The 23,064-nt window shown below is 74.3% G+C and carries 22 protein-coding genes; 6 read left to right on the forward strand and 16 right to left on the reverse strand.

Annotation, left to right across the window (positions count from 1 at the left end; translation table 11 throughout):
- Positions 1-50: 50 nt before the first annotated feature.
- From ACGF07_RS09300 to ACGF07_RS09365, 14 genes are all read right to left on the reverse strand, one after another.
- A complete protein-coding gene (locus tag ACGF07_RS09300) occupies positions 51-1,094 on the reverse strand; it encodes an MBL fold metallo-hydrolase (RefSeq protein ID WP_392896855.1) in 1,044 nt (347 codons plus the stop codon).
- Between the two features lie 74 nt (positions 1,095-1,168).
- Complete coding sequence (gene ppc / locus ACGF07_RS09305; RefSeq protein WP_392896856.1) at positions 1,169-3,883, reverse strand: phosphoenolpyruvate carboxylase; 2,715 nt, start codon at positions 3,881-3,883, stop codon at positions 1,169-1,171.
- Positions 3,884-3,917: 34 nt separating this feature from the next.
- Positions 3,918-4,751, reverse strand: coding sequence for a DUF6282 family protein (locus ACGF07_RS09310; protein WP_392896858.1), 834 nt, complete (start codon positions 4,749-4,751; stop codon positions 3,918-3,920).
- A gap of 19 nt (positions 4,752-4,770) precedes the next feature.
- On the reverse strand, positions 4,771-6,597 hold the full coding sequence (locus tag ACGF07_RS09315) for an isocitrate/isopropylmalate family dehydrogenase (protein WP_392896860.1): 1,827 nt from the start codon (positions 6,595-6,597) through the stop codon (positions 4,771-4,773).
- Positions 6,594-7,370 carry an alpha/beta fold hydrolase gene (locus tag ACGF07_RS09320; RefSeq protein ID WP_392896862.1) on the reverse strand — a complete coding sequence of 259 codons (777 nt, stop codon included), beginning with the start codon at positions 7,368-7,370 and terminating at the stop codon, positions 6,594-6,596. Before ACGF07_RS09320 ends, ACGF07_RS09315 begins: the two co-directional genes overlap by 4 nt.
- The gene (locus tag ACGF07_RS09325; RefSeq protein ID WP_392896864.1) at positions 7,367-8,302 is read right to left on the reverse strand and encodes a hypothetical protein; all 936 of its coding nucleotides are present in this window, start codon (positions 8,300-8,302) and stop codon (positions 7,367-7,369) included. Before ACGF07_RS09325 ends, ACGF07_RS09320 begins: the two co-directional genes overlap by 4 nt.
- 31 nt (positions 8,303-8,333) lie before the next feature.
- A complete protein-coding gene (locus ACGF07_RS09330) occupies positions 8,334-9,767 on the reverse strand; it encodes an FAD-binding protein (RefSeq protein WP_392896865.1) in 1,434 nt (477 codons plus the stop codon).
- A 54-nt stretch (positions 9,768-9,821) separates the two neighbouring features.
- Positions 9,822-10,412: a YciI family protein gene (locus ACGF07_RS09335; RefSeq protein WP_350743579.1), complete on the reverse strand. Its 591-nt coding sequence runs from the start codon at positions 10,410-10,412 to the stop codon at positions 9,822-9,824.
- 127 nt (positions 10,413-10,539) lie between these two features.
- Positions 10,540-11,529, reverse strand: coding sequence for an NAD(P)H-dependent flavin oxidoreductase (locus ACGF07_RS09340; protein ID WP_392896867.1), 990 nt, complete (start codon positions 11,527-11,529; stop codon positions 10,540-10,542).
- A 423-nt stretch (positions 11,530-11,952) separates the two neighbouring features.
- A complete protein-coding gene (locus ACGF07_RS09345; protein WP_392896869.1) occupies positions 11,953-12,981 on the reverse strand; it encodes a LysR family transcriptional regulator in 1,029 nt (342 codons plus the stop codon).
- Positions 12,982-13,094: 113 nt separating this feature from the next.
- Entirely contained in the window at positions 13,095-13,742 is a 648-nt protein-coding gene (locus ACGF07_RS09350) for a TetR family transcriptional regulator (RefSeq protein ID WP_392896871.1), read from the reverse strand.
- Positions 13,743-13,807: 65 nt separating this feature from the next.
- On the reverse strand, positions 13,808-14,509 hold the full coding sequence (locus ACGF07_RS09355) for an HAD family hydrolase (protein WP_392896873.1): 702 nt from the start codon (positions 14,507-14,509) through the stop codon (positions 13,808-13,810).
- Positions 14,506-15,726: an oxidoreductase gene (locus ACGF07_RS09360; RefSeq protein WP_392896875.1), complete on the reverse strand. Its 1,221-nt coding sequence runs from the start codon at positions 15,724-15,726 to the stop codon at positions 14,506-14,508. Before ACGF07_RS09360 ends, ACGF07_RS09355 begins: the two co-directional genes overlap by 4 nt.
- Positions 15,720-16,706 carry a ScbA/BarX family gamma-butyrolactone biosynthesis protein gene (locus tag ACGF07_RS09365; RefSeq protein WP_392896877.1) on the reverse strand — a complete coding sequence of 329 codons (987 nt, stop codon included), beginning with the start codon at positions 16,704-16,706 and terminating at the stop codon, positions 15,720-15,722. The genes ACGF07_RS09360 and ACGF07_RS09365 overlap by 7 nt, the downstream gene beginning before the upstream one ends.
- 207 nt (positions 16,707-16,913) lie before the next feature.
- Here ACGF07_RS09365 and ACGF07_RS09370 point away from each other — a divergent pair, with 207 nt between their 5' ends.
- On the forward strand, positions 16,914-17,588 hold the full coding sequence (locus ACGF07_RS09370; RefSeq protein WP_392896879.1) for a ScbR family autoregulator-binding transcription factor: 675 nt from the start codon (positions 16,914-16,916) through the stop codon (positions 17,586-17,588).
- A gap of 163 nt (positions 17,589-17,751) precedes the next feature.
- On the opposite strand, the gene ACGF07_RS09375 is transcribed toward ACGF07_RS09370, so the two are convergent.
- Positions 17,752-19,038 carry an MFS transporter gene (locus ACGF07_RS09375; RefSeq protein WP_392896880.1) on the reverse strand — a complete coding sequence of 429 codons (1,287 nt, stop codon included), beginning with the start codon at positions 19,036-19,038 and terminating at the stop codon, positions 17,752-17,754.
- 122 nt (positions 19,039-19,160) lie between these two features.
- Here ACGF07_RS09375 and ACGF07_RS09380 point away from each other — a divergent pair, with 122 nt between their 5' ends.
- Both ACGF07_RS09380 and ACGF07_RS09385 read left to right on the forward strand, forming a co-directional pair.
- Positions 19,161-19,556 (forward strand): helix-turn-helix transcriptional regulator, encoded by a 396-nt coding sequence (locus ACGF07_RS09380; protein ID WP_350743593.1) that lies wholly within the window; start codon positions 19,161-19,163, stop codon positions 19,554-19,556.
- A gap of 170 nt (positions 19,557-19,726) precedes the next feature.
- Positions 19,727-20,314, forward strand: coding sequence for a dienelactone hydrolase family protein (locus ACGF07_RS09385; protein WP_392896882.1), 588 nt, complete (start codon positions 19,727-19,729; stop codon positions 20,312-20,314).
- 64 nt (positions 20,315-20,378) lie between these two features.
- Here ACGF07_RS09385 and ACGF07_RS09390 read toward each other — a convergent pair whose 3' ends face one another.
- A complete protein-coding gene (locus ACGF07_RS09390) occupies positions 20,379-20,825 on the reverse strand; it encodes an Lrp/AsnC family transcriptional regulator (RefSeq protein WP_350741321.1) in 447 nt (148 codons plus the stop codon).
- 93 nt (positions 20,826-20,918) lie between these two features.
- Here ACGF07_RS09390 and ACGF07_RS09395 point away from each other — a divergent pair, with 93 nt between their 5' ends.
- From ACGF07_RS09395 to ACGF07_RS09405, 3 genes are read left to right on the forward strand one after another with little or no spacing between them, the layout of a single operon-like run.
- The gene (locus ACGF07_RS09395) at positions 20,919-21,731 is read left to right on the forward strand and encodes an LLM class flavin-dependent oxidoreductase (protein ID WP_392896884.1); all 813 of its coding nucleotides are present in this window, start codon (positions 20,919-20,921) and stop codon (positions 21,729-21,731) included.
- Complete coding sequence (locus ACGF07_RS09400) at positions 21,728-22,165, forward strand: nucleoside deaminase (protein ID WP_392896885.1); 438 nt, start codon at positions 21,728-21,730, stop codon at positions 22,163-22,165. Before ACGF07_RS09395 ends, ACGF07_RS09400 begins: the two co-directional genes overlap by 4 nt.
- A gap of 8 nt (positions 22,166-22,173) precedes the next feature.
- A complete protein-coding gene (locus ACGF07_RS09405) occupies positions 22,174-22,971 on the forward strand; it encodes a hypothetical protein (protein WP_392896886.1) in 798 nt (265 codons plus the stop codon).
- The last annotated feature ends 93 nt before the right edge of the window (positions 22,972-23,064 follow it).

Here is a 23,064-nt window from a genome sequence, read left to right on the forward strand (position 1 = left end):
CGAGCGGTGTCCCGTCGGGGGTGCGGGGACGAGGGGCGTCCTGACGGGGACTACGGCAGCCGGATCGGGGCGGGCAGCAGGGCACGGGCGGGCACCGGGTGCCAGCGGCCGTCGTCCCCGACCCGGCCGAAGGCCTGGTCGCCGAAGTGGAACGCGAAGCCGTAGGTGTGCGGCCGGCGCAGCTCGGCGAGCAGCGTCCGGCGGGCCCTGAGCACCTTGTCGACGTCGGTGTCCGGTCCGGACGGCCACTCCGGGTGGGCCACCTGCGCCGGGGTGTGGAAGGCGTCGCCGAACACCAGGATCCGCCGCCCGCCACCGGCCGAGACGACGAAGGTGGTGTGGCCCGGGCTGTGGCCGGGCGTGATCAGCGCGGTGACGCCGGGCCAGACCCGCGTGCCGTCGTCGAAGCGGCGCAGCACCTTCGACATCGGCAGCATGAAGTCGTCCCAGGACGGCGCCCCGACCTTGATCCGGTGCTCCCAGAACGGCTCCCACTCGGCGCCGGCCACCAGGTAGCCGGCGCGCGGGAACGCCTTGCGCGGTGCCCGGCCCGGGGTGGTGGTGAAGCCCATGCCGGTGTGGTCGGTGTGGAGGTGGGTGAAGGCCACCGTGTCGACGGTCTCCGGCCGTACCCGCAGGGCCCGGAGGGTGCGCAGCAGCGCTCCGCCCCGGGAGACGCCGAGCGAGGGCGGGAGCAGGTTGGCGCCGAGGCCCACGTCGATCAGCAGCCGGCGGTGGCCCCGCTCGACCAGGAGACCGCCCGCCGAGGCGGCGATCCGGCCGGAGGGTGCCACCTCCTCGGGGTGCTGCTCCCAGTAGGAGGACGGGACGGCGGGCAGGAAGCCGGTGCGGTCCAGCTCCATGGCGGCGTCGACGACGTAGGTGAGCCGGACGTCGCCCAGGGTGAGGCTGCGGACGGCGGACTGGTCGCCGAGCGAGCCGGTCGAGGGGTGGCCGGGCGGGTTCTCGCCCCGGGCTTCGGCCTGGGGGAGTCCGCCGGCGAGCGGGACGGCCAGGGCGGCGCCGGCGACGACGGCGGTGCGCAGCACGCCGCGCCGGGAGGGGGCGTTCTGCTGGTCGGGTGGCTCTGTCATGGGGGGCCTTCTCGTGTGGGGGCCGCTGGGGCTGTGGGGCCGGTGGGGGGCTGACGGGGTTCGCGGACCGGGGTTCAGCCGGTGTTGCGCAGGCCGGCGGCGATGCCGTTGACGGTCAGCAGCAGGGCCCGGCAGAGCGTGCGGTCGGGCTCCTCGCCCGCGGCGGCGGCCTCCCGCTGGCGCTTCAGCAGGGCGACCTGGAGGTAGGAGATCGGGTCGAGGTAGGCGTCGCGGACCGCGAAGGTCTGCTTCAACACCGGCTGGGCGTCCAGGAGTTCGCGCTCGCCGGTGATCCGCAGCAGCTCGCCGACGGTCAGGTCGTGCTCGGCCTCGATCGCGGCGAAGACGTGGTGCAGTTCGGCGGGCACCAGGGTCTCGACGTAGTGCCGGGCGATCCGCAGGTCCGTCTTGGCGAGGGTCATCTCCACGTTGGAGACGAAGTTGCGGAAGAAGTGCCACTGGTCGTGCATCTCGTCCAGCACCTCGCCGAGGCCCGCCTCGCGCAGCGCCCTCAGCCCGGAGCCGACGCCATACCAGCCCGGCACGATCTGGCGGGACTGCGTCCAGCCGAACACCCAGGGGATCGCCCGCAGGCCGTCCAGTCCGCCGCCGGAGTCGGGGCGGCGCGAAGGCCGGGACCCGAGGTGGAGGTCGGCGAGCTGGTCGACCGGGGTGGACGCGAGGAAGTAGGCGGGCAGGTCCGGGTCCGCGACGAGGGCGCGGTAGGCCTCGTGCGCGGCGTCGGAGACGACGTCCATCGCGGCGTCCCAGCGGGCCCGGGCCTCGTCCGACTGGCGGGGCGCGGTGTGCAGCGCGGAGGCCTGGAGGGTGGCCGCGACCGTCAGCTCCAGGTTCTCCCGGGCCAGCGACGGCACCAGGTACTTGTCGCTGATCACCTCGCCCTGCTCGGTGACCTTGATCTCGCCCTCCAGGGTGCCCCAGGGCTGGGCGAGGATCGCGTCGTGCGAGGGGCCGCCGCCGCGGCCGACGGTGCCGCCGCGGCCGTGGAAGAGCCGCAGCCGCACCCCGTGGCGGTGGGCGACGTCGCGCAGTCGGCGCTGGGCGCGGTGGATCTCCCACTGGGAGGTGGTGATGCCGCCGAACTTGGAGGAGTCGGAGTAGCCGAGCATGACCTCCTGGACGTCCCCGCGCAGGGCGACCAGGGCCCGGTAGGACGGGTCGGAGAGCATGTCCTCCAGGATGGTGTCGGCGGCCTTCAGCTCGTCGGTGGTCTCCAGCAGCGGCACGATGCCGATCCTGGCGGTGCCGGCGTGGAGGTCGATCAGGCCGGCCTCGCGGGCCAGCACCGCGGCGGCGAAGACGTCGTCGGCGCCCTGGCACATCGAGATGATGTACGACTCGATGACCTCGGGGCCGAAGGTGTCCAGGGCCAGGCGGACGGTGTGGAAGACGCCGAGGGTCCGCTCCCCGGCGCCGTCCAGCTGCGCCGGGCCGAGCAGCCGGCGGGAGGTGAGCTCCTTGGCGAGCAGCCGCTGCCGGTAGTCGCGGGGCATCTCGGCGTAGCGCCAGGACTCCTCGCCGAGCCGGTCGACGAACTGGCCGAGCACGTGGTGGTGGGCGTCGGCGTGCTCGCGCACGTCCATGGTGGCCAGTTGCAGGCCGAAGGCGGCGAGGGTGCGGATCGTCCGGTCCAGCCGGCCCTCGGCGAACAGGCCGCCGCGGTGTTCGCGCAGCGAGGTCTGCACCAGGGTGAGGTCGCGCAGCAGTTCGGCGGTGCCGAGGTAGTCCCGGCCCTCCTCGTGCGGGCCGCCCCCGGCGAGCCGGCGCCTGGTGTTCAGCAGCTTCTGGCGGATCGCGGTGACCTTGAGGCGGTAGGGCTCCTCGGAGTTGAGCCGCTTGTAGCGGGGGCTGATCTCGGGCAGGCGGGCGAGGTCGTGATCCAGCGAGCCGAGCAGTTCGGCGGTGGCCCCGGTGTAGCGGATGGAGTTGGACAGCAGGCCGCGCAGTTCGTCGACCGTCGCGAGGGCGTCGTTGATGCCGTGCTCGTGCTGGAGGATCAGGACGTCCCAGGTGACCTCGGGGGTGACGTTGGGGTTGCCGTCGCGGTCGCCACCGATCCAGGTGCCGAAGGTCAGCGGCCGGGCGCCGTCCGGGAGCCGGACGCCGACCCGGCCCAGTTCGGCGGTCAGGTCCTCCAGGACGTCGCCGACCGCGCTGGCGTGCAGCTCGTCCAGGTAGTAGATCGCGTTGCGGGCCTCGTCGGCGGGTTCGGGGCGGACCACCCGCAGCTCGTCGGTCTGCCACATCAGGTCGATGGTCTCGGCGAGCCGGGCGTCGTGCCGCCGGCGGTCGGCCTCGGGGACCGGGGCCTCCAGCAGCTCGGCGATCCGGCGCAGTTTGGTGAGGACGGAGCGGCGGGCGGCCTCGGTGGGGTGGGCGGTGAAGACCGGGCGGACGTTCAGGCGCTCGACGGCGCGGGCCAGGGCCTCCGGCGCCTCGCTCGCCGCCTGCTGGACGACGCGGGCGAGGGCGGCGCCGGCCCGTTCCCTGGCGGCGCGCAGTTCGCGGCCGCGGTGCACCTGTTCGGTGACGTTGGCCAGGTGGAAATAGGTGGCGAGGGCGCGGACCAGTCTGGCCGCGGTCGCCGGTTCGACGCCGCGCAGCAGTTCGGCGGTGGCCTCGCCGTCGGTGCGGCTGAGCAGGCGGACCTGCTCGACCAGGCCGAGCAGTTCGGGGCCCTCCTGGCGGACCAGGGTCTCGTCGAGCAGGTCCGCGAGGTGGCGCAGGTCCGCGTGCAGGGCGGCGTGCGGGTCGGTACGGGCGTTCATGACTGCTCCTGGTCGGGGAGTGGTGAAGGTCCGTTCACGGCGTCAGCAGGTCCACCGGGTTGGCCCAGGTGATGGCCCTGACCTCCCGGCTCGTCAGGCCGGCGGCCCGGAACCACTGCGCGCTCAGGTCCAGCCATTCCTTCACGTCCGGCTGGTCGGGCTGTCCGAGGTCGGAGCTGAACAGCACCCGGGGGTGGGCGTGCACCAGCTCGCCGAGGTGCCCGGCGTCGCGGTGCCCCAGCAGCAGGGTCAGCGCGGTGATTTCGACGTACAGGCCGGGCACCTGGGACAGGTCGGAGAGGTCGTCGGGGGTGAAGCCCGACATGGGGTGGGTGGCGTGGGTGAGGAGCAGGCGCGGCAGGTCGAGCCGGACCGCCTCGTCCACGACGCGCAGCACCGCCTCGCGGTCGCTGTGCCCGGTGGCCACCGCGACCGGCAGGTCGCGGGCCGCCCGGAGCACCTCGCGCACGTCCCGGCGCAGCCGGCCGTCGTCGTCGAGGACGGGACGGGTCCGCCACCGCTCGGGGTCGAGCAGGGGGTGGAACGGGGTGCGGCGCAGCGGCGAGGCGTGGGTGTGGCCGACCAGCGTCGGCAGGTGGACGACCAGGCGGGCCGGGCTGTCCGGGCCGTGGGCGTAGACCGCCTGTTCCACGGCCCGGGGCCGGACGCCGCCGGCCAGCTCGTTGAGGACGAGCGTCCCGGAGACCGGCAGCCCCTCCTGGCGGGCCTCCCAGGCCCGGGCGGCGGTGGAGCTGAGGTGGCTCTTGAGCACCACCCAGCCGCCGACGTCCCGGTAGGCCCGGCCCGCGTCGTGGGAGGTGAGGCGGCGGCGGTAGAGGTCGGGGCCGGCGTGGTAGTGGAGGTCCACCACCACGCTCCCCGCCGGGTCAGGCACGGGACCGCTGGGCGCCGCCGTCCCAGGGCTTGGCGTAGCCGTACGTGCGGCGGGCCTCGTCGAGCCGCAGGCCGGCGTCGACGGCCCCGGCGATGGCGCTCTCCGTCCGTTCGACGCGTTCGGCCCGGTCGGCGACCTCGGCGGCGTGTTCGGCGGGGACCACCAGGGCTCCGTTGTCGTCGGCGACGACGATGTCGCCGGGCCGTACGGTGACCGCGCCGATGACGACGTCCCGGCCGGTGGCGGCGAGCTGCACCCGGTTCTTGCCGCTGACCATGGTGGCGCCGGTGCTGAACAGCGGGTACCCGGCGGCGCGGATCTCGGCGATGTCGCGGGCCGAGCCGTGCAGGGCGGTGCCGCGCACGCCGCGGCGCTGGGCCAGCCTGGTCAGCAGCGAGCCCCAGTTGGTGCAGCTGGTGCTGCCGGCGTTGTCGACGACCACGAAGGAGCCCTCGGGCACGTCGTCCAGGTAGTCGGCGGCGTTGCGGAAGCCGTCGGCGGTGCTGTCGACGCTCTGGTAGGTGACGGTGAAGGCGCGGCCGGCGGCGCGGGCACCGGGCACCCGGGGGGCGATGCCGGCCAGGACGCCGCCGACGCCGAGGCTGTCCAGTGCGTCGGAGACGGAGGCGGTGTCGAGGCGGGCGAGCCGGTCGACCACGTCCTCGGGGGCGCGGTCGGCGGCGGCCTGCTCGGCCGAACGGGGCTCGGCCGAGCTGCCTTCGGCGGGCCGGTCCGCGGCGAGCTGTTCGGCGACCGCCCGGGCGACCTCGCGGGTGCCGCTGCTGCCGCCCATGTCGTAGGTGACGGTGGTGCGCCGCCTGGCGACCGCGCGGACCGCCGCCCGGAGTTCGCCGCCGGGGACGGGCAGGCCCAGGTGGTCGAGCATCTGCGCCACGGTGAGCACCATCGCCATCGGGTTGGCGCGGTCCTGGCCGGCCATGCCGGGGGCGCTGCCGTGCACCGGCTCGAAGTAGCTGCCGTGGTCGCCGATGTTGCCGCTGGGAGCGAGGCCGAGGCCGCCCATGACGCCCGCGCCGAGGTCGGAGAGGATGTCGCCGAACATGTTCTCGGCGACCAGCACTCCGAAGCGCTCGGGCCGGCGGACCAGCCACAGGGCGACGGCGTCGACGTTGAGGATCTCGGTGCCGATCTCCGGGTACTCGCCGGCGATCAGTTCCAGGCGCTCGCGCAGGTGGTTGCCGCTGTGGCGCAGCACGTTGGGCTTGTCGACCAGGGTGAGCCGGTCGTAGCCGTGCGAGCGGGCGTACTCGAAGCCGTGGCGCAGCAGCCGGTCCATGCCGGAGCGGGTCTGCAGCCGCAGCGTGACGCTGGTCGAAGCGGGGCCGGAGGCCTGGGCGTTGGGGTGGTCGCGGACCAGCGCCCAGAGCGCGTCGTCCAGCCCGTGGAAGTCGTAACCGGCGTACAGGCCCTCGGTGTTCTCGCGGATCACCGTGAAGTCGAAGCGGCCGTCGACCAGGTCGGCGACCGGGCGGATGTTGGCGTACAGGCTGAGCCGCTGGCGCAGCTGGATGACCGGGGAGACGAAGGTGCGCCCGGTGCCGCGCAGGCCGTCGGGCAGTTCGGCCTCGGCCTCGCGCAGCGGCTTGCTGGTGATGGCGCCCAGCAGGCAGGTGTCCGTCTCCTCCAGGAGCTTCCAGGTCCGCTGGGGGACCGGATCGCCCTCCTGGCGCCAGCACTCCCAGCCGATCTCGCCGAAGCGCAGGTCGAGCGGGAGGCCGAGCCTGTCCACGACGTCGAGGGCCGCGGAGGTGACCTCCGGTCCGATGCCGTCGCCGGGGAGGACCGCGACGCTCTTCATGTGGTGAGTCCCTTCTCCCGCAGGAAGGCGCCGACCAGGTCGGACACCTCTGCGGTGCGTTCGAAGTGGGGGCGCATGCCGGCCCCCGCGATGACGTGCACCCGGTGGTGGCCGGCCGCCGCGGTGTGGCGGCGGCCGACCAGCTGGGAGTGACCGCCGACGATCTGCAGCAGCGGGCCCGGGTGGGCGCGCACCGCGTCGGTCAGGTCGAAGCCGCGGAGCATCCGCATCCCGGCGGCGAGGCGGCGCCCGGCCTCCGGGTCGTGCGGTGCGGGGGTGTCGGCCCCCGGTGCGGGGCGGCGGCCGTGCGGCTGGACGCGCCGGTCGAGCAGGGCCAGGGCCTCGCCGGAGCGGCCGCCGGCGGCCAGGTCGGCGATCTCGCCGAGCCTGGTCTCGAGGACGGCGTCGCTGCGGGCGGGGCCCGAGACCAGCAGCGCCGCGGTGTGCGGGGCGAGGTCGGGCAGCAGCGCCTGGGCGACCGCTCCGCCGAGGGCGTTGCCGCAGAGCAGGTCCACCGGGCCGTAGCGGCCGAGGAGTTCGCGCCAGCGGGCGGCGAGGGCGGCCAGCGAGCCGGTCCCCTCGTCCACGACGGACAGGGTGTCCACCACCGTCACCCGCAGGCCGGCCCCGGTGAGGGCCCGGGTGACGGGGGCGAAGAAGGCTCCGCCGTCCCAACCGGGGGTGACGGGGGCGAGGACGAGGGCGTGTGCCGCGCCGGCGGCGGTCTCCGGTCCGAAGACCGCCGCCGGTACGGTCCGTCCGGTGGTCGTCACCGGACGGTGGCGAGGGTGCGCGCGGTGGCGATGCCCTCGTGGTGGCTGCCGCCCGTCACGTCCTTGCGGTGCTCGACCGGCAGGTCGTAGCGGCCCAGGACGAGGTCCGGCAGCGGGAGGGAGGGGGTGCCCTCCGGGACGGTGGCGAGCAGCAGCTCGGCCAACTCCAGGGCGTGGCCCAGGTGGAGGCGGGCGGAGGCCTCGGCGTCGGTGCGGTCGAGGTGCGCCAGCCACTGTTCGGCGATCAGGTTGCCCGGGCCCTTGCCCATGCCCTGGATCGAGGAGTCCATCCAGGTGGCGCCGGCGGCGACCGCGCTGATCGCGTTGGACAGCGCGAGGCCAAGGTTGTTGTGGGCGTGCAGGCCGACCGGGCCGCCGGTGACCGACTTGGTCAGGGTGGTGAGGTCGGTGGTGTCCACCGGGGACAGGCTCCCGTTGGAGTCGGCCAGGTAGACGAACTCCGCGCCCGCGTCGGTGGCGGCGGTGGCCACCTCGACGATGCCGCGGCCCGACCACTGGCTTATTCGGGCGAAGTTGACGCCGACGGTGTACCCGATCTCCTTGGCCTGGCGGATGTACTCCAGGCCGAGCTGGTAGCCCTTGGACGGCAGGATGATGCGGACCAGGCGGGCCCCGGCGGCGTACATCGCGGGCAGGTCGTGCTCGGTGATGTTCTTCGGGTGCAGGATCATCGCGACCCGCTCGGGGCCGATCTCCCGGGCGACGGCGGCGATGAAGTCGTCGTCGCCGCGGCCGGTGAGCCCGAGGTTCGGGATCGGCACGAGCGAGCCCTTGCGGTAGGCGATCTCGATCCAGTCGAAGCCCGCCTCGACACTGAGCTTGGCGTGCTTCAGCGCGTAGTCCAGGGGGAAGTTGAAGCCGTTGCGGTAACCGCCGTCACGGAGGGTGACGTCGATGTTGACGATGCTCACGGTTCCTCCAGGTGCTGTGGGTTGGGGTGGCTCAGGCCTGGTGCTGGGCCGCCGCGTGGTGCGCGGCGAGCCGGCCGAAGATCAGCGAGCGCAGGACCGAGGTGGCCGGCGGGTAGGCGTGGTAGAAGAGGCCGGTGGCCTCGCCCGCCGCGTACAGGCCGGGGATGGCGGTGCCGGACGGGGTGACCACCCGGCCGTGCAGGTCGGTGCGGACGCCGCCGTAGGTGAAGCAGATCGCGGAGGTCACCGGGACGCCGATGAACGGCGCGGTGTCCAGCGGGGTGGCCCAGTTGGACTTCTTCGGCTCGATGCCGACGGTGGCCTTGCCGTCCAGCCGGGTCGGGTCGAACTCGCCGGGGCCGACGGCCGCGTTGAACTCGGCGACGGTCTTCTCCAGCGCCTCGGCGTCGATGCCGAGCTTGCCGGCCAGCTCCTCCAGGGTGTCGGCCTGCTCCGGCGGCACGTCGCTGAGCAGCGAGGTCATGATGCCGGGGATGGCGAGGGTCTTGGCGTCGGCGATCCAGTACGCCTCCTGGTCCTGGTTCTTCCAGATCTCGTAGCCGACGTGCTCGAAGGTGTTGTCCCAGGTGTCGCGGCCCTCGTCGAAGAAGCGCTCCATCCGGCGGTTGACGAAGATGCCGGTGGCGAAGCCGTAGAGCACCGAGTCGGCCTTGTTCGTCCGGGTGTCGACGGGCTCGGCGTGGATGCCGTCGAACTGGCCGGCGGTGTCGGCGCCCAGCTCCAGGGCCATCCGCAGCGCGTCGCCGCGGTTGTTGGTGATGCCGGGGGCGATCAGCGGCAGGTCGCAGGCCTTCTCGCCGACGTAGCGGGCGAGCATCTCCGGGTTGCCCTGGAAGCCGCCGCAGGCCAGCACGACGGCCCGGCCGGTCAGGCGCCGGGTGCGGCCGTCGGAGCCGCGGACCAGCACGCCGTCGACGGTGCCGTCCTCGGTGGTGGTCAGGCGCAGTGCCTCGGTCCGGTAGTGGATGTCGACGCGCGGGTCCCGCTCCAGGGCGGAGCCGAGGTGCTCGACGATGGAGGCGCCGCCGCCGCGGGGGCTGGCCGGCTTGGCCATCGACGGACGGCCGGCGGCGAAGGTGTGCGGCAGCGGGAAGTGCTCGAAGGCGATCTCGACGCCGTGCTTCTCGACGAACTCCAGGGTCTGCTTGGTCTCGCGCTCGACGGTGCGGCAGTACTCGATGTCGGCGAGGCCGCCGGAGACCCGGCTGACGTGCTCGGCCCAGTCGGTGTCCAGCTGCTTGTCCTCGTCGATCCGCAGGAAGGCGCCGGTCCAGCGGGTGGCGCCGCCGCGGTCCTCCTCGCTGGAGCGCTCCAGGATTGCGATCCTGGCCGGGGTCTCGCGGCCCTCGGTGGCCTCGGCGTAGGTCAGCGCGGCGGACAGGCCGGCGGCGCCGAAACCGACGACGATGAGGTCGTACCGGGGCTGGGTGGTCGCGTCGGACATCTGCTTCTCCTCGGGTGGGGCTGAAGGGTGTGTGCGGGTGGGGGCTCGGTGGGTTCAGCGGTTGGGTGTGATGACCCGGCTGGTGCGGTAGAGGCGGAACTTGGCGCCCGTGGTGGTCTCGGCGAAGGCCTGGTAGCGGCGCATGAACTCCGGGTCCTGGAAGATCGCGTCGAACTCCGCCCGGCTGGACCAGGCCGCGAAGTTGACCATGGCGTCGCCGTCGACGCTGGTCAGCAGGCGGGAGCCGCGGAAGCCGTCGGCGGTGGCGGCGACGTGGTCGACGGCCGAGGCGAGCGCGTCCACGCTGGCGGGTGCGTCGTCGGTGGTGGCCACGTTGATCAGCAGGACGCCGTCGTCCGGCACCGGGGAGGTGATCACGCCGGGGCTGGCGTTGCGGCCCTCGAAGGAGAGCTGGGCGTACGAGGCGATGCCCAGCTTGTGCCACGGGTCGCTCTCGATCAGCTCGCGCACCTGGATGTCGTCGAGGTCGGCGGTGATGACGACGGCGCCGCCGTCGGGCCGCGGGCCGCTGAGCAGGATGCGGCCCTGGTCGGCGTGTTCGCGCAGCCAGGCCTTGTGCTCGGCCATGTGGGCGAGGACGGTCTCACGCGGGGTCAGGTACGTGAGGGTCAGGACGTGGATCAACGGGTCCTCCGGGTGGGTGTGGACGGAACGGAACAGGACGGAGTGGGACGGAACGGAGCAGGGCGGAACGGAGCGGACACCGGGCCGCGGGAGCCGGGCAGGGGGTCGGCAGCAGGAAGGGGCGGGCTCAGGCGGTGGGGACGCCGAGGCGCCGGGAGAGCCCGGAGAGGATCCGCTCCGCGTCGGCGACGACGCCGTGGACGACCTGGGCGGCGGGCTGGATGTCCTGGATCTGGTCGAGGTTCTCGCCGACGAGCATGGCGCGCTGGGTGGTGTCGTCGCGGGCGACGGCGGCGTTCCACGCGGGCTCGATCTCGCCCCGGCGGGCGGCCAGTTCGGCGTCCCGGCCGGTCCAGGTGCGGGTGAAGTCGTTGGCCACGGCGCGGGCGGTGTAGACCTCGTCCCACGGGATGCCGCGCACGACGTCGAAGGAGCGGGTGTTGACGGTGTCCGCGGTGCGGGCGGAGAGCAGGTGGGACCTGAATCCGGCGGAGGCCAGCGACTCCTCGGTGGCGGCGAACCGGGTGCCCATCATCACGCCGTCGGCGCCGAGGGCGAGCGCCGCCGCGAGGCCGCGGCCGTCCGCGAAGCCGCCGGCGGCGACCACCGGAACCCGGCCCCGGGTGACGTCCAGGACGGCGGGGATCAGGGGCAGGGTGGCGCGGGAGGCGTGGTGCCCGCCGGCCTCGGCGCCCTGGGCGACGATCACGTGGGCCCCGGCCCGCAGGGCGACGGCGGCCTGGTCGGGGTCGTGCACCTGGACGACGACCTTGGAGCCAGCCTCGGTCGCGGAGGCCACGTACTTCTGCACCTGCGTCGCGCTGCCGAAGGAGAGCTCGACCACCGGCGGGGCGTAGCCGAGCACCTTCTCCCACAGTCCGGGCCGCTCGTCGAAGGTGAACATGACGCATCCGACGCCCCAGACACCGCCGGTGCCGGCGGCCTGCGGCAGGTGCTCGTCGATGAACGCCGGGTCGCCGTAGCTGACGCCGACGAGGCCGAGGCCGCCCGCGGCCGTCACGGCGCCGGCCAGCCGACCTCCGGTCACCCCGCCCATCGGGGCGCAGACGACCGGGTGGTCGATGCCGAGCAGTTCCGTCAGCTTGGTCGAGATCACGATGCTCCCTTGGTCCGGTTCGATGGCATGGCGCGGTCCGGCCCGGCGGGCCGAGAGGACGGGGTGGCGCGGCGAATTCGACGGTGAATTCCGCGCGGTGGGGGCGGGGCGTTCCCACGGATTCGGAACCGTTTCCGGAAAGGAGCCCGCGTGGTGCTGAGCCGTGCGGCGCCGTGTCGTGCGCGCCGTGTCGGCGTCGTGTCGTGCGGTTCGGTGCCGCGCTCTGGTGAAGACATTAGCCGCGGCATTCGAACGGCGTCCAAGACGTAAACCGTGTGACTGCCATAAGGGGGCGCTATACCGGCTGGGTGCCGGGTGGGTGGGGAAACGAAAAGGCGTGCGATCCGGGTTCGGGGGAGGCCCGGATCGCACGCCCGTCAGGGGGTCCCGGCGCAGGGAGGCGCAGGAACAGCGGGGGGGGGATTAGTCGGAGAGGAAGAGCCAGCCGCGCTCGGCGGCCACCTCCTGGAGGACGCGCGCGGTGTGGCCGTCGCGCAGCGCGGTGACGGCGAGGCGCTCGCGGGGCGGGCGGGCGGCCGGCAGTGGCCGCCAGACCAGGTGCGGCTCCCCCTCCACGGCGCGGCGCGGGCGCAGGGCCACCAGGTCGGGGGTGGTCCGCAGGGCGTGCAGGAACAGGGCGTGCTGGTCCTGGTCGACCGGGTGCAGCACCGAGTTCCAGCCGAGCCGGGCCAGGTGGGCGGGGACGGACTGGGCGAACCCGGGCGCGCAGCCCTCGTCGTACCAGAGCAGGCGCTGGCGGGTGAGGTCCCGCAGGGTCAGTTCGGTTCTGGCGGCGAGCGGGTGCTCGCGCGCCATCACGACGCCGAGCGGTTCGTCCCGCACCACCGCGCGCACCAGGTGCGGCATCGGGACGGGCAGTCGCACGATGCCGAAGGCGATCTCGCCGTGCTGCAGCAGCTCGCCCTGGTCCGCCACGTCCACCGAGCGCATCCGCAGTTTCGCGCCGTGCTGGTGGCCGCCGTGGGTGCGGCGGCCGGAGAGCCCGTGCTGCACTTCGATGAGGACGTCCGCGGGGACTCCTCCGCACACGCCGACCTGCCACACCTGGGGTGCCGGGGCGACGGCGGCGATGGCCGATCGGAGCTGGCCGGGAATTCCCTGGATCTCCCGGAGGAATGCCCGGCCGCCGGCCGTCAGTTCAACGCCGCGGGAACTCCGGATGAACAGTGCGGCGCCGATTCTCTGTTCCAGTCGTCGGATTTGCTGGCTGAGACTCGGCTGGGAAATCCGGAGTTCCTGGGCGGCGGCCGAAACGGTGCCGGCACGGACCACGGTCAGGAAATACCGGAGGTGTCGCATGTCGAAATCGTCGACCTCCCGGGCGTCGGTCATCGCGCGGAGCAGGGCGCCGTCGTCCGGGTCCGGTCCGGGGGCGGCGAGGCCCGTGCGTGTCGGGGTGCGTCGACCCGTCCACTCGTCCAGCACGCTCATCGGCTTCCTCCAAGCGTCGTTGCCCTGCCGAGCAGGGATGCGCCCTGCCGACCCCGCGCCCCGTCGAGGCCCGGAGTCAGCATGACACAAGAATTCGTTCCAGAAGGTATGTTTTACGGGCCCGAAACGGCGCCGTTGCCTCCGGCGGCGGAATCCGGCCGTCCGCCGGCCGAAAGGGCCGAGAACAGCAGTCGCCACAGCGGCTCCCCGCCGGGCGCGCCCACACTCTCGGCGAACCCGTCGGGCGCGCTCAACAGCCCGTACATCACGATCATCAGCAACTCGGCGACGAGCCGCGGCGAGTGGCCGGGGAAGCCGCAGTCGCGCTGGGCCCGGCGGACCAGGTCCGTCAGGGTGCTGCGCATGTCCGCCAGGACGCCGGAGAGCGCCCGGGCCAGGTGCGGGCAGTCCGCGGCGAGCCGGAGCGCGGCCCGCAGCCGCACGTCCGACCGCAGCCGGTCGGCGAAGCCCACGACGACGCCCTCCAGGACGCGCCGGGCGTCGGCGCCCGGCGCGTCGTACTCGGCCCGCAGGCTCGTCCAGGTCTGCCGGGACTCGGCGATCAGCGCACCGGCGAGCGACTTCTTCGAGGGGAAGTGCCCGTAGAGCGCGCCCTTCGTCATGCCGATCCGGTCCGCCACCGCGTTGAGCGTGGCGCTGCTGTAGCCCTGCGAGGCGAAGACCTCCGCCGCGGCCGTCAGCACCTTCTCCCGTGTGCGCAGCGCCCGTTCCTGCTTGGCCATGTTCGTACCCTCCGTCATCAACGAGAGCACATACATACCATCGGGACGGAATGGTGTCGCAGCCTTCGGGTCCGCCGGACTGATCATGCGTGCTCCGCCTCCAGCGGGCCCCGGCCGGCCGGGATCACCGGCCAGCCGAGACGTCCCGCGTGCTCGTTCAGCAGCGGGGAACCCCCCACCACCACCGGTCGCCCCACCGCGCGCAGCAGGGCGAGGTCGCTCTCGTGGTCCCCGTACGCGAAGCAGTCGGCCGGGTCCGCGCCGTGCTCGCGCATCAGCCGGACGGCGGCCTCGGCCTTGGCCCGTCCGATCATCGGACGGCGCACCTCGCCGGACAGCACGCCCGCGGCGTCCACCAGCAGCTCGGTGCAGACCAGCACCGAAGCGCCCAACTCCTCGGCCAGCACGGCGAGGAGGGGACGCATCGAGCCCGAGACGAGCACGACCGCGCGGCCCGCGGCCCGGTGCTCGGCGACGGCGGCGAGGGCGGGCAGCACGAACGCCTCGGCGCCGCGGCGGTACTCCTCGTACCAGCCGCGGCCGGCCGCCTCCAGCTCCTCGAGCGGCACGCCCGCGTACCGCCGGTAGTACCGGCGGTTGAGCGCCTCGCGGTCCGGGGCGACCGCGGCCTCGGCGGCCAGGTCCGGGAGGTCGGCGGCGACCCGGCCGGGGTGACGGTCCCGCCAGTACCGCCAGAAGGCGAGCGGGCTCTTCTCGGCGATCACGGTCTCGTCCACGTCGAAGAAGGCCAGCGCGGGGCGCACCCGCGGCGGCGCCGCCGTCATCGGTCGCCCCGGTCGGCCAGCGCCGCCTCCAGGTACGCCCCGGCGGCCGTCTCGACGTCCAGGGCGCCGTGCCCGGCCGCGGTGGTGACGTCCCGCCAGGCGCGCTGCACCCGGCTGTGCGCGGACTGGCCGCGCAGGCCCGAGGCGTGGAAGAGCTCGTCCACCGCGTCCCGGCACAGGGCGGCGGCGGTGGCCGCGTCCCGGCGGTTCTCGGCCACCGAGAGCGGGGTGACGGCGCCCCGGTCCGCGCGGTCGGCGGCGCACTCCAGCAGCAGGCCCGCCGCGTGGATCCGGGCGGACGTCCCGGCCAGCAGCAGGCTCCGGCCGGGTCTGCCCGACGCGCCCGCCCCGCACTCGTCCGTCCAGGCCGCGAGCGCCGCCCGGGCCGCCCCCAGCACCGGCATCGCGAAGATCAGCCCGGCGACCATCGGGTACGGCACCCGGTGGCAGCGGGCCGCGTCCGGCAGCGGGCTCAGCAGGGCGCTCAGCGGGAACGAGCGGTGCGCGGGGACGACGATCCCCTCGCCCGTCACGCTGTTGCTGCCGCTGCCCCGCAGGCCGACCGGGTCCCAGGTGTCGCGGACGGTCAGCTCGGCGCGCGGCACGGCGAAGATCCGGTGCTCCCGGTCGCCGTCCGGCCCCCGCGTCCAGGAGGCCAGCAGCACCCACTCGGCGTGGTCGACCCCGCTGGCCGTGCGCCACTCGCCGTCCAGCCGCCAGCCGCCGGCCACCTCGCTGGCCCGGCCCTGCGGCGGGACGACCGACGCGGCGATCCGCACGTCCGGGCCGTCCGCCCACAGCTCGCGCCGGCCCTGTTCGGGCAGGTAGGCGGCGAGCCGGCCGTGCGCCGCGAACAGGGCCGCGCACCAGCCGGTGGCGGCGCAGGCCTCGGCGACGGCGGAGGCCTCGGCGAGCAGCCCGGCGAAGGTGCCGGCCCTGCCGCCCCAGCGGGCCGGGACGAAGTGGCGCGGGAAGCCCGCGTCGACCAGGGCGGCGGCGACCTCGGGCGTGAGCCTGCGCTGCTCCTCGGCGGCGGGGGAGTCGCGGCGGGCCAGTTCGGTGAGCAGGGTCAACGCCTCCTGGGCGCCGGTGGTGTTCGGCCGGTCCGGTGCGCGGCCGGCGGCCGGAAGGCCGGTGGTCGGGGTGGTGAGGCCGGTGGCCGGCGGGGTGGTGACGGTGCCGGTCGGGGGAGTGCCCCCGGGAGAAGTGGTCAGCACGCCGTCCCCAGCAGGGCCCGGGCCGGCTCCGCCGCGCCGCAGCGGACGGTGGCGCCGGCGAGTTCCCGCTCGCCCTGGTGGGCGCGGAGGGCGAAGGTGCCGCGGCCGCGCCCGGCCGGCTCGGCGGTGATCGACACCGGGGCGTCCAGCTCGCCGAAGGCCGTGAACCTGACCGTGAGCAGCGTGACGCCGCCCGCACCCGGTCGGCGGTCCGCCGCGGCCACCCGTCCGGCCTGCCGGAACGCCTCCACCAGCGCCATGCCCGGGATGTGGTCGGACTCGTGGTCGAACAGCACCGGGTGGTCCGGGTCGAGCCGCAGCCACCAGGCGTTCCACCGTGCCGGATCGGCGGCGATCAGCACGTCCCGTTCGGCGCGCTGGCCGACGGCGGCCGGCGGCAGCGGGGTGCCGGGCGGCTCGGGCAGCGGCGCGGTGGTGGGCTCGCCGCCGCCGCGGCGGCGCAGCATGGCGTAGCGGCCGGGCTCCATCGGCTCCCAGCACAGCCGGGTTCTCCCGATCAGGCGGTGCCGGACCAGCACGTCGGCGTCCAGTTCGAGGCGCAGGCGGCGCGAGCCCGCGGCGGGGCGGCGGCAGATGACGTCGAGCCCGACGGCGAGGCCCTGCGGACCGACCGGTGGAAGCTCCTCGGAGAGGTCGACGGAGGCCTCGCTCAGGACGAACGGCAGCCCGTGGGGGACGTCGAGGAAGCGGTGGGACAGGTGGATGGCGGTCTGCCGGGTGGTCTCCGCCAGCAGCACCGGATCGGAGACGGAGCCGCCCTGGTGGGAGAGGTAGTGGTCGCGGTCCCAGCGGGCCGCGACCGCGAAGCGGTCGTCGCCGAGCCGTTGCGAGTCCGTCAGCAGCACCTCCGCGTCCGCTGCCTTGTGGACGGACGCGCGGTGGACGCGCTGTCCGAACTCCATGGTCTTCCAGTGGTGTTCCGGCCCCGGTCGGCCGGTCATCAGTTCAAGTCCAGGCATGACGTGCATGAGCGGATCCCCCTCCTGGCTCGCCGTGCCAGCCCATGCGCCGGTATCGTCCCGACGCGGCACGTGGCGACGTCGAGAAATATACCTTCAGGAAGGAATATTGAGGGGTAGATTTTTGACACCCGCCACGACCGAGCAGAACTGCACACGACCGAGCACCACCGACCGCGGCAGGCAGGCCGTCCCCACCACGGCGCCATGCCGACCGACCACGGAGAGTTCCTCATGCTGGAGCCGCAGACCATCCCCTTCGCCGCGCCCAAAACCCCAGTTCGGCGGGGTTCCGATCCCAAGCAGGAGCGTTCCGCCAGGACCCGGCAGCGGGTCCTGATGGGGGCCGCCGAGCTCTTCACCGAGCGGGGATTCCGTCAGACGTCGGTCAAGGACGTCGCCGACCGGGTCGAGATGACCAAGGGCGCCGTGTACTTCCACTACCCGACCAAGGAGGCCCTGGCCGTGGCGATCGTCGAGGAACACTACGCACGTTGGCCGAAACTGCTCGATGAGGTGGCCCGGGAGGGGCTCGGACCGCTGGAGACGGCCGTCCGGATGCTGGACCGGGCCGCCGTCGCGTTCCAGGACGACGTGATCGTCCAGGCGGGTGCCCGGCTGCAGATCGAACGCCCGCAGATCGACGCCGAGCTGCCCACCCCCTACGTGGACTGGATCGCCCTGCTGGAATCCCTGCTGACCTCCGCCCGGGAGGCGGGCGAACTGCGCCCCGAGGTGGTGCCGGCGAACGCGGCGCGCTCCCTGGTGTCGGCGTTCTTCGGTTCGCAGCACGTCTCCGACGTCCTCAGCGGACGGGCCGACGTGGTGGAGCGCTGGCGGGATCTGAGCGGTCTGCTGTTCCGGGCGATGCGGACGGAGTGAGCCCGCCCCGTCCGCACCGCCCCTGCGCCGGGAACGGCGGGCGCCCGCCGGCCGTGGGCGCGGCGGGTGTTCGCGGCCCGGAACGACGGACGCCCGGGGGCGGTGCACCGCTGGTCAGCCGGTGCACCGCCGCCCGGGAGGGCATGCCGTCTCGTACGGCCGGTCAGGCCGGGTCCGTCACCTGGCGCTTGGTCGCGAGGACCACCAGGCCGCCGATCACCGCGAGGGCGGTCAGTACGGCGCCGAAGATCGTGGCGCCGTTGGTCAGGCCCACCGCGTCGCTGAGGTAGCCCGCCGAGACGGGCAGGATCCCGGCCGGGATGTAACCGCCCACGTTGAGGGCGGCGTTGGCCTCGGCGAGCCGCTGCGGCGCGATGGTGGAGTTGAGCAGCGACAGGCCGCCGAGCTGCCCCATGCCCTGGCCGGCGCCGGCCAGCAGCGCGGCGACGATCAGGACCGCGACCGCCTCGGAGTGCACGGCGATGATCAGCGCGACCATGCTCAGCGTGGTGCTCACCGCGCCGGCCGTCAGGATGGCGCGGCGGCGCAGCTTCTGGACGGCGAACTGCACACCGGTGGCGGTCAGGAACATCACGAAGGCCATGGCCCCGGCGACGATCCGGTTGGTGGTGCCGAGCAGGCCGGACAGCAGCGAGGGGCCGAGCGAGAGCACGAACGAGGTGGCGGTGATGCCGGGGGCGAACACCGCGATGCCGAGGGCGAGTTGGCGGCCGTTGCCGCTCGGGACGCCGGGCACCCGGATCCAGGCGCCGGTGCCGCGGCTCTCCGGACGGCGCACCGGCATCCGCAGCACGACCAGCACGGCGGTGGCCAGCACCACGGCCTCGACGACGAACACGGTGACCGTCGGCCCGGGGGCCAGCTCGGAGAGCACACCGGCGAGCAGCGGGCCGAGGCCGGCGCCGAAGACCATCGCGCAGGAGGCGAGCAGGGCGGCGATCCGCTTGCGCTCGGGACCGGCGACGTCGGTGACCGCGGCCATGCCAGCCGAGACCACCGCGCCGACCGCGATGCCCGTGAACAGGCGCGCCACGATCAGCGCGGCCACGCTGGTGGCGGTTCCGAAGATCAGGCAGGCGGCGAGTCCCAGGGCCAGGGCCGGTAGCAGGACGGGCTTGCGGCCGATCCGGTCGGAGACCACGCCGGAGACCAGCAGCGAGCCGATCAGGCCGACGATGTAGAACGCGAACACCACGGTCAGGGTGCCCTTGGAGAAGCCGATGTCGTGCTGCCACAGCACGTAGAGCGGCGTGGCGGCGTTCGAGAGGACGAAGACGGCGGTGACCGGCCAGGCGGCCAGCCAGACCCACCACAGCGGCGCGGTGGGCTTCGCGGCGGTGGCCTCGGCGGTGGTGGTGGTGGCCTCGGCGGTCGCGGTGCGCTGCACCTCCTCGACGGCCTGGACGGGTGCGGTCCTGGTCTTGGCCATGGCGGTTCCTCCCGGTCTGACTGTTGGCTCTCCAGCAGTACGAGTCGAGTCGAACTTAGCATGCAGTACGATAGAAGTCGTACTACATAGGAACCGAGTTATGAGGAGTCGAGGAGCTGCCTATGCCTACGACCACGGCCGACGCACCCGCCTTCAAGGTGCTCCCTGAGCCGTCCGACCTGCCCGAGCCGCTGGCCGAGCCGGCCGTCGACGAACTGCGCCTGGAGAACGTGCTGGGCGCGCTCAGCGACCCGCTGCGGCTGACCATCGTCCGCAAACTGCTGCTGGAGTCCGAGGACTTCGACCACTCCTGCGGCTGGTTCGGCCTCGACCGGCCCAAGTCCTCGCTCACCCACCACTTCAAGGCCCTGCGCGAGGCGGGGGTGACGCGCCAGCGCCAGTACGGGCTGGAGCGCCGCAGCCACGTGCGGGTCGACGACCTCAACGCGCGCTTCCCCGGGCTGCTCGACCTCGTGGCGGCCTGGACCCCGCCGGCTCCGCGGGCCCCGCAGGCCTGACCGGCGCCCGGCCCCCGGCGGACAGGGCCGCCGGGGGCCGCGGCTCCCGCCAGGGCTTCCGCCGCAGCTCCCGCCAGGGCTTTTGCCGCAGCTCCCACCCGGGGCTTCGCCCGGGCATGCGGGATCATGGGTGGGTACCCCTGACTTCGTCTGGTGAAGGACCCCGAACCGTGGCCCAGATCGTCCTCTTCCACTCCGCCCACGGCCTGCGCCCGGCCGTGCACGCCGCCGCCGACCGGCTGCGCGCCGCCGGGCACACCGTCCACACCCCGGACCTCTTCGAGGGGCGGACCTTCGACGACTCCGAGGCCGCGCGCGCCTACCAGGAGGAGATCGGCGGCAGCGACGAACTGCTGAAGCGGGCCGTCACCGCCGTCGCCCCGCTCTCCGAGGGCGGGCTGGTGTACGCCGGCTTCTCGCTCGGCGGCGCCGTCGCCCAGAACCTCGCGCTCGCCGACGCGAAGGCCCGCGGCCTGCTGCTCCTGCACGGCACCTCCGACCTGCGGGAGGACGCGGCGACCTCGATCCCCGTGCAGCTGCACATGGCGGACCCGGACCCGTACGAGCCGGAGGACTGGCTGAACGCCTGGTACCTGCGGATGCGGCGCGCGGGCGCCGAGGTCGAGGTGCACCGCTACCAGGGCGCCGGGCACCTGTTCACCGACCAGGACCTGCCGGACTACGACGCGGAGGCCGCCGAGCGGGCCTGGGCCGCCGCGCTCGACTTCCTCGCCGACCTGGAGGACCTGGAGGGCTGACGCGGCGCCCCCGGGCCGTCCCGGCCGGTGCGGTGTCCGCGGGCCGTCCCGTGGCGCGGCGCCCTCAGGGCCGGGACGGACCGCGGCGGGGCAGGGTCTGGCGGTAGACGACGCTGGTGGTGGTGCTGCCGAGGCCGGCGAGTTCGTCGACGACGCCCTCCAGGTGCTCCATGGAGGTCGCGGCCACCTTCAGGGTGTAGCAGTCGTCGCCGGTGGTGCGCAGGCACTCCAGGATCTCGCGGCGCTCGGCGAGCAGGCGGTGCAGCGGCTGGTGGCGGTTGCCCGGGTACTTCAGCCGGACGACGGCGAGCACTGGGTAGCCGACCTCGGTGAGGTCCACGGCGGCGTGGTAGCCGGTGATGACGCCCAGTGACTCCAGGTTCCGCACCCGTTCGGTGGTGGCGGAGGGGCTGAGGCTGACGCGGCGGCCCAGCTCGCTCAACGAGATCCGGGCCTCCTGCTGGAGCTGCTCGAGGATCGCCCAGTCGGTGTCGTCGAGATTCGCGGTCACCGGGCGATGTTACCGGGGAATCCACGGCTGAGGGGGCCGAACACCGGGAGGATTCGGTTCCCGGCGGCAGGGCCTCGGCAATAGCCTCGGGGCATGCAACTCGGCGTCAACGTACCGAACTTCGGACCGGGCACCGATCCCGGCGCGCTCCGCGCCTGGGCCGCGCTGGTCGAGGGCCTCGGCTTCGACCTGCTGATGGTGTCGGACCACGTGGCCGTCACGCCCGACGTGGCCCAGCGCTACCCGGAGCCGTTCTACGACCCGTTCACCACGCTGTCCTGGCTGGCCGGGGCGAGCGGGGGGCGGCTGAGGATCGGGACGACCGTCCTGGTCCTGCCGTACCGCCACCCGCTGCTGGTCGCGCGGATGGCGGACAGCCTGCACCGGCTCAGCGGGGGGCGGTTCGTGCTCGGCGTCGGAGTCGGCTGGGCACGGCAGGAGTTCGAGGCGCTCGGGGTGCCGTTCGGCGCGCGCGGCCGGCTGGCCGACGAGTCCCTGGGGGCGGTGCGGGAGGCCTGGCGGGCCGGCGGCGCCACCGCGCCGCCGGTCTGGGTCGGCGGGCACAGCGAGGCGGCCCTCCGGCGGGTGGCGAGGTTCGGCGACGCCTGGCACCCGCTGCGGCTGCCCGTCCCCCGGATGCGCTCGGTGCTCGCCGAGCACGCCCTGCCGGGCTTCGCGCCGCGGATCGCACTGCGCCTGACGGACGCGCCGGTGACCGGCCCCGAACGGCCCGCCGGCGTGGGCGACCTGGAGCAGGTGATGGGCGACCTCGCGGAACTGCGCGGGCTCGGCGCCGGGACGGTGGTGCTCGACCCCTACCACGGGGACCCGGCGGAGACCCTCCGCCCCGAGGCGGCGTGGCAGGATCTGACGGCGGTCTCGGAGCACTGGAGGAGGACATCGTGATCACGGCAGCCGACGAGGCGCTGCTGCGGCGCGCGGTCGCGATCGCGACCCGGGCGGTCGAGCTGGGCGACGCGCCCTACGGCTCGCTGCTGGCCGCACCCGACGGGACGGTCCTGGCGGAGGCCCACAACACCGTCCGGCGGGACGACGACATCACCGCCCACCCCGAACTCAAGCTCGCCCGCTGGGCCGCCCGGGAGCTGACCCCGGAGACGGCCGCCCGGACGACCATGTACACCAGCTGCCAGCCCTGCGGCATGTGCACGGGCGCGATCGTCCGCTCCGGGCTGGGACGGGTCGTCTACGCCCTGGCGACCGAGCAACTGGTCGAGCTCAACCCGGATTCGGGCGCGTGGCCGGCCGTCCCGCAGGAGGGGCCGGCGCTGTTCGAGGAGGCGCGCCGGCCGGTCGAGACGTACTACCGGCGGGGTTGAACGAGCCCGTGGCAGAACGCAGACACGAGTACGCCCCGGCCGGGACGCTCCCCGGCCTGCTCCAGCGCGGCCGGGGCCTGGGCGCGCGGATGGCGGCGGAGGACCCGTCGTCGGCGGCCGAGCTGGTGTACGGGTGCATCCGCTGGGAGTGGCGCTGGGACCGGCGGGCGGACGCCCGGGACCTCTACCTGGCCCGGCTGCTCCGGGACCTGGAGCTGCCGCTCGGGCCGGTGACCGCGATGCGGGCGGCGGGCGGGGCACCGGGCGAGCGCGCGGCCCGCGTCCTGGACCTGCTGGAGCGCGGCGGACCGGCCGGCCGCGCCGAGGCCGCCGGGCCCGCCGTGGCCGCCGGGCCGGCCGTGGCCGCCGGGCCGGCGCCGGACCACGGGGCGCCGCCGCAGGACGCCCCGCCGGACGTCCCGGCGTTGATCGCCGAGCTGGAGCAGCGGTGGGTCGACCGGTCCTGGTGCGGACCGGTGCACCTCGCCCGCCGGCTGGCCCGGTCCGGCCCCCGGGCGGCGGGCGCGGCGTCGCTGCTGCGGCGGTTCTGGCTGTGGACCCCGCACTCCTCGGAGCGGCCCGGGTACCTCGAGGCGCTCGCGGCGATCGGCTCGGCGGGTCTGGCCGACGCGTACACCGAGTCGCTCTGGGACTGCGAACCCGGTGCCCGGCTGTCCGGGATCGAGCACGCTCCGGAACGGCCCGAGGTGGGAGCGCGTCTGGTCGTCCTGCGCGACGACCCGATGGAGGAAACGGCGGTCCGGGAGGCCGCCGCCGTGCGTCTGGCCCGGGGGCGGGCGGGCTAGAGTGGACGCGTGAACGTGTGAGTGGTGGTCCGGACCCCGAGAGGTGTTCCGGGCCACACCCATTTCCAGGGCACGCCCTGTGACCAGCACGTC

Source organism: Kitasatospora sp. NPDC048194 (genome assembly GCF_043202455.1).
Classification (GTDB): domain Bacteria; phylum Actinomycetota; class Actinomycetes; order Streptomycetales; family Streptomycetaceae; genus Kitasatospora.

Coding starts and splice junctions, on each gene's coding strand:
- ACGF07_RS09375 (WP_392896880.1), bottom strand. CDS start 19,038: ATGGCCAAGACCAGGACCGCACCCGTCCAGGCCGTCGAGGAGGTGCAG.
- ACGF07_RS09300 (WP_392896855.1), bottom strand. CDS start 1,094: ATGACAGAGCCACCCGACCAGCAGAACGCCCCCTCCCGGCGCGGCGTG.
- ACGF07_RS09350 (WP_392896871.1), bottom strand. CDS start 13,742: ATGACGGAGGGTACGAACATGGCCAAGCAGGAACGGGCGCTGCGCACA.
- ACGF07_RS09370 (WP_392896879.1), top strand. CDS start 16,914: ATGCCGACCGACCACGGAGAGTTCCTCATGCTGGAGCCGCAGACCATC.
- ACGF07_RS09355 (WP_392896873.1), bottom strand. CDS start 14,509: ATGACGGCGGCGCCGCCGCGGGTGCGCCCCGCGCTGGCCTTCTTCGAC.
- ACGF07_RS09365 (WP_392896877.1), bottom strand. CDS start 16,706: ATGCCTGGACTTGAACTGATGACCGGCCGACCGGGGCCGGAACACCAC.
- ACGF07_RS09395 (WP_392896884.1), top strand. CDS start 20,919: ATGCAACTCGGCGTCAACGTACCGAACTTCGGACCGGGCACCGATCCC.
- ACGF07_RS09345 (WP_392896869.1), bottom strand. CDS start 12,981: ATGAGCGTGCTGGACGAGTGGACGGGTCGACGCACCCCGACACGCACG.
- ACGF07_RS09380 (WP_350743593.1), top strand. CDS start 19,161: ATGCCTACGACCACGGCCGACGCACCCGCCTTCAAGGTGCTCCCTGAG.
- ppc (WP_392896856.1), bottom strand. CDS start 3,883: ATGAACGCCCGTACCGACCCGCACGCCGCCCTGCACGCGGACCTGCGC.
- ACGF07_RS09330 (WP_392896865.1), bottom strand. CDS start 9,767: ATGTCCGACGCGACCACCCAGCCCCGGTACGACCTCATCGTCGTCGGT.
- ACGF07_RS09315 (WP_392896860.1), bottom strand. CDS start 6,597: ATGAAGAGCGTCGCGGTCCTCCCCGGCGACGGCATCGGACCGGAGGTC.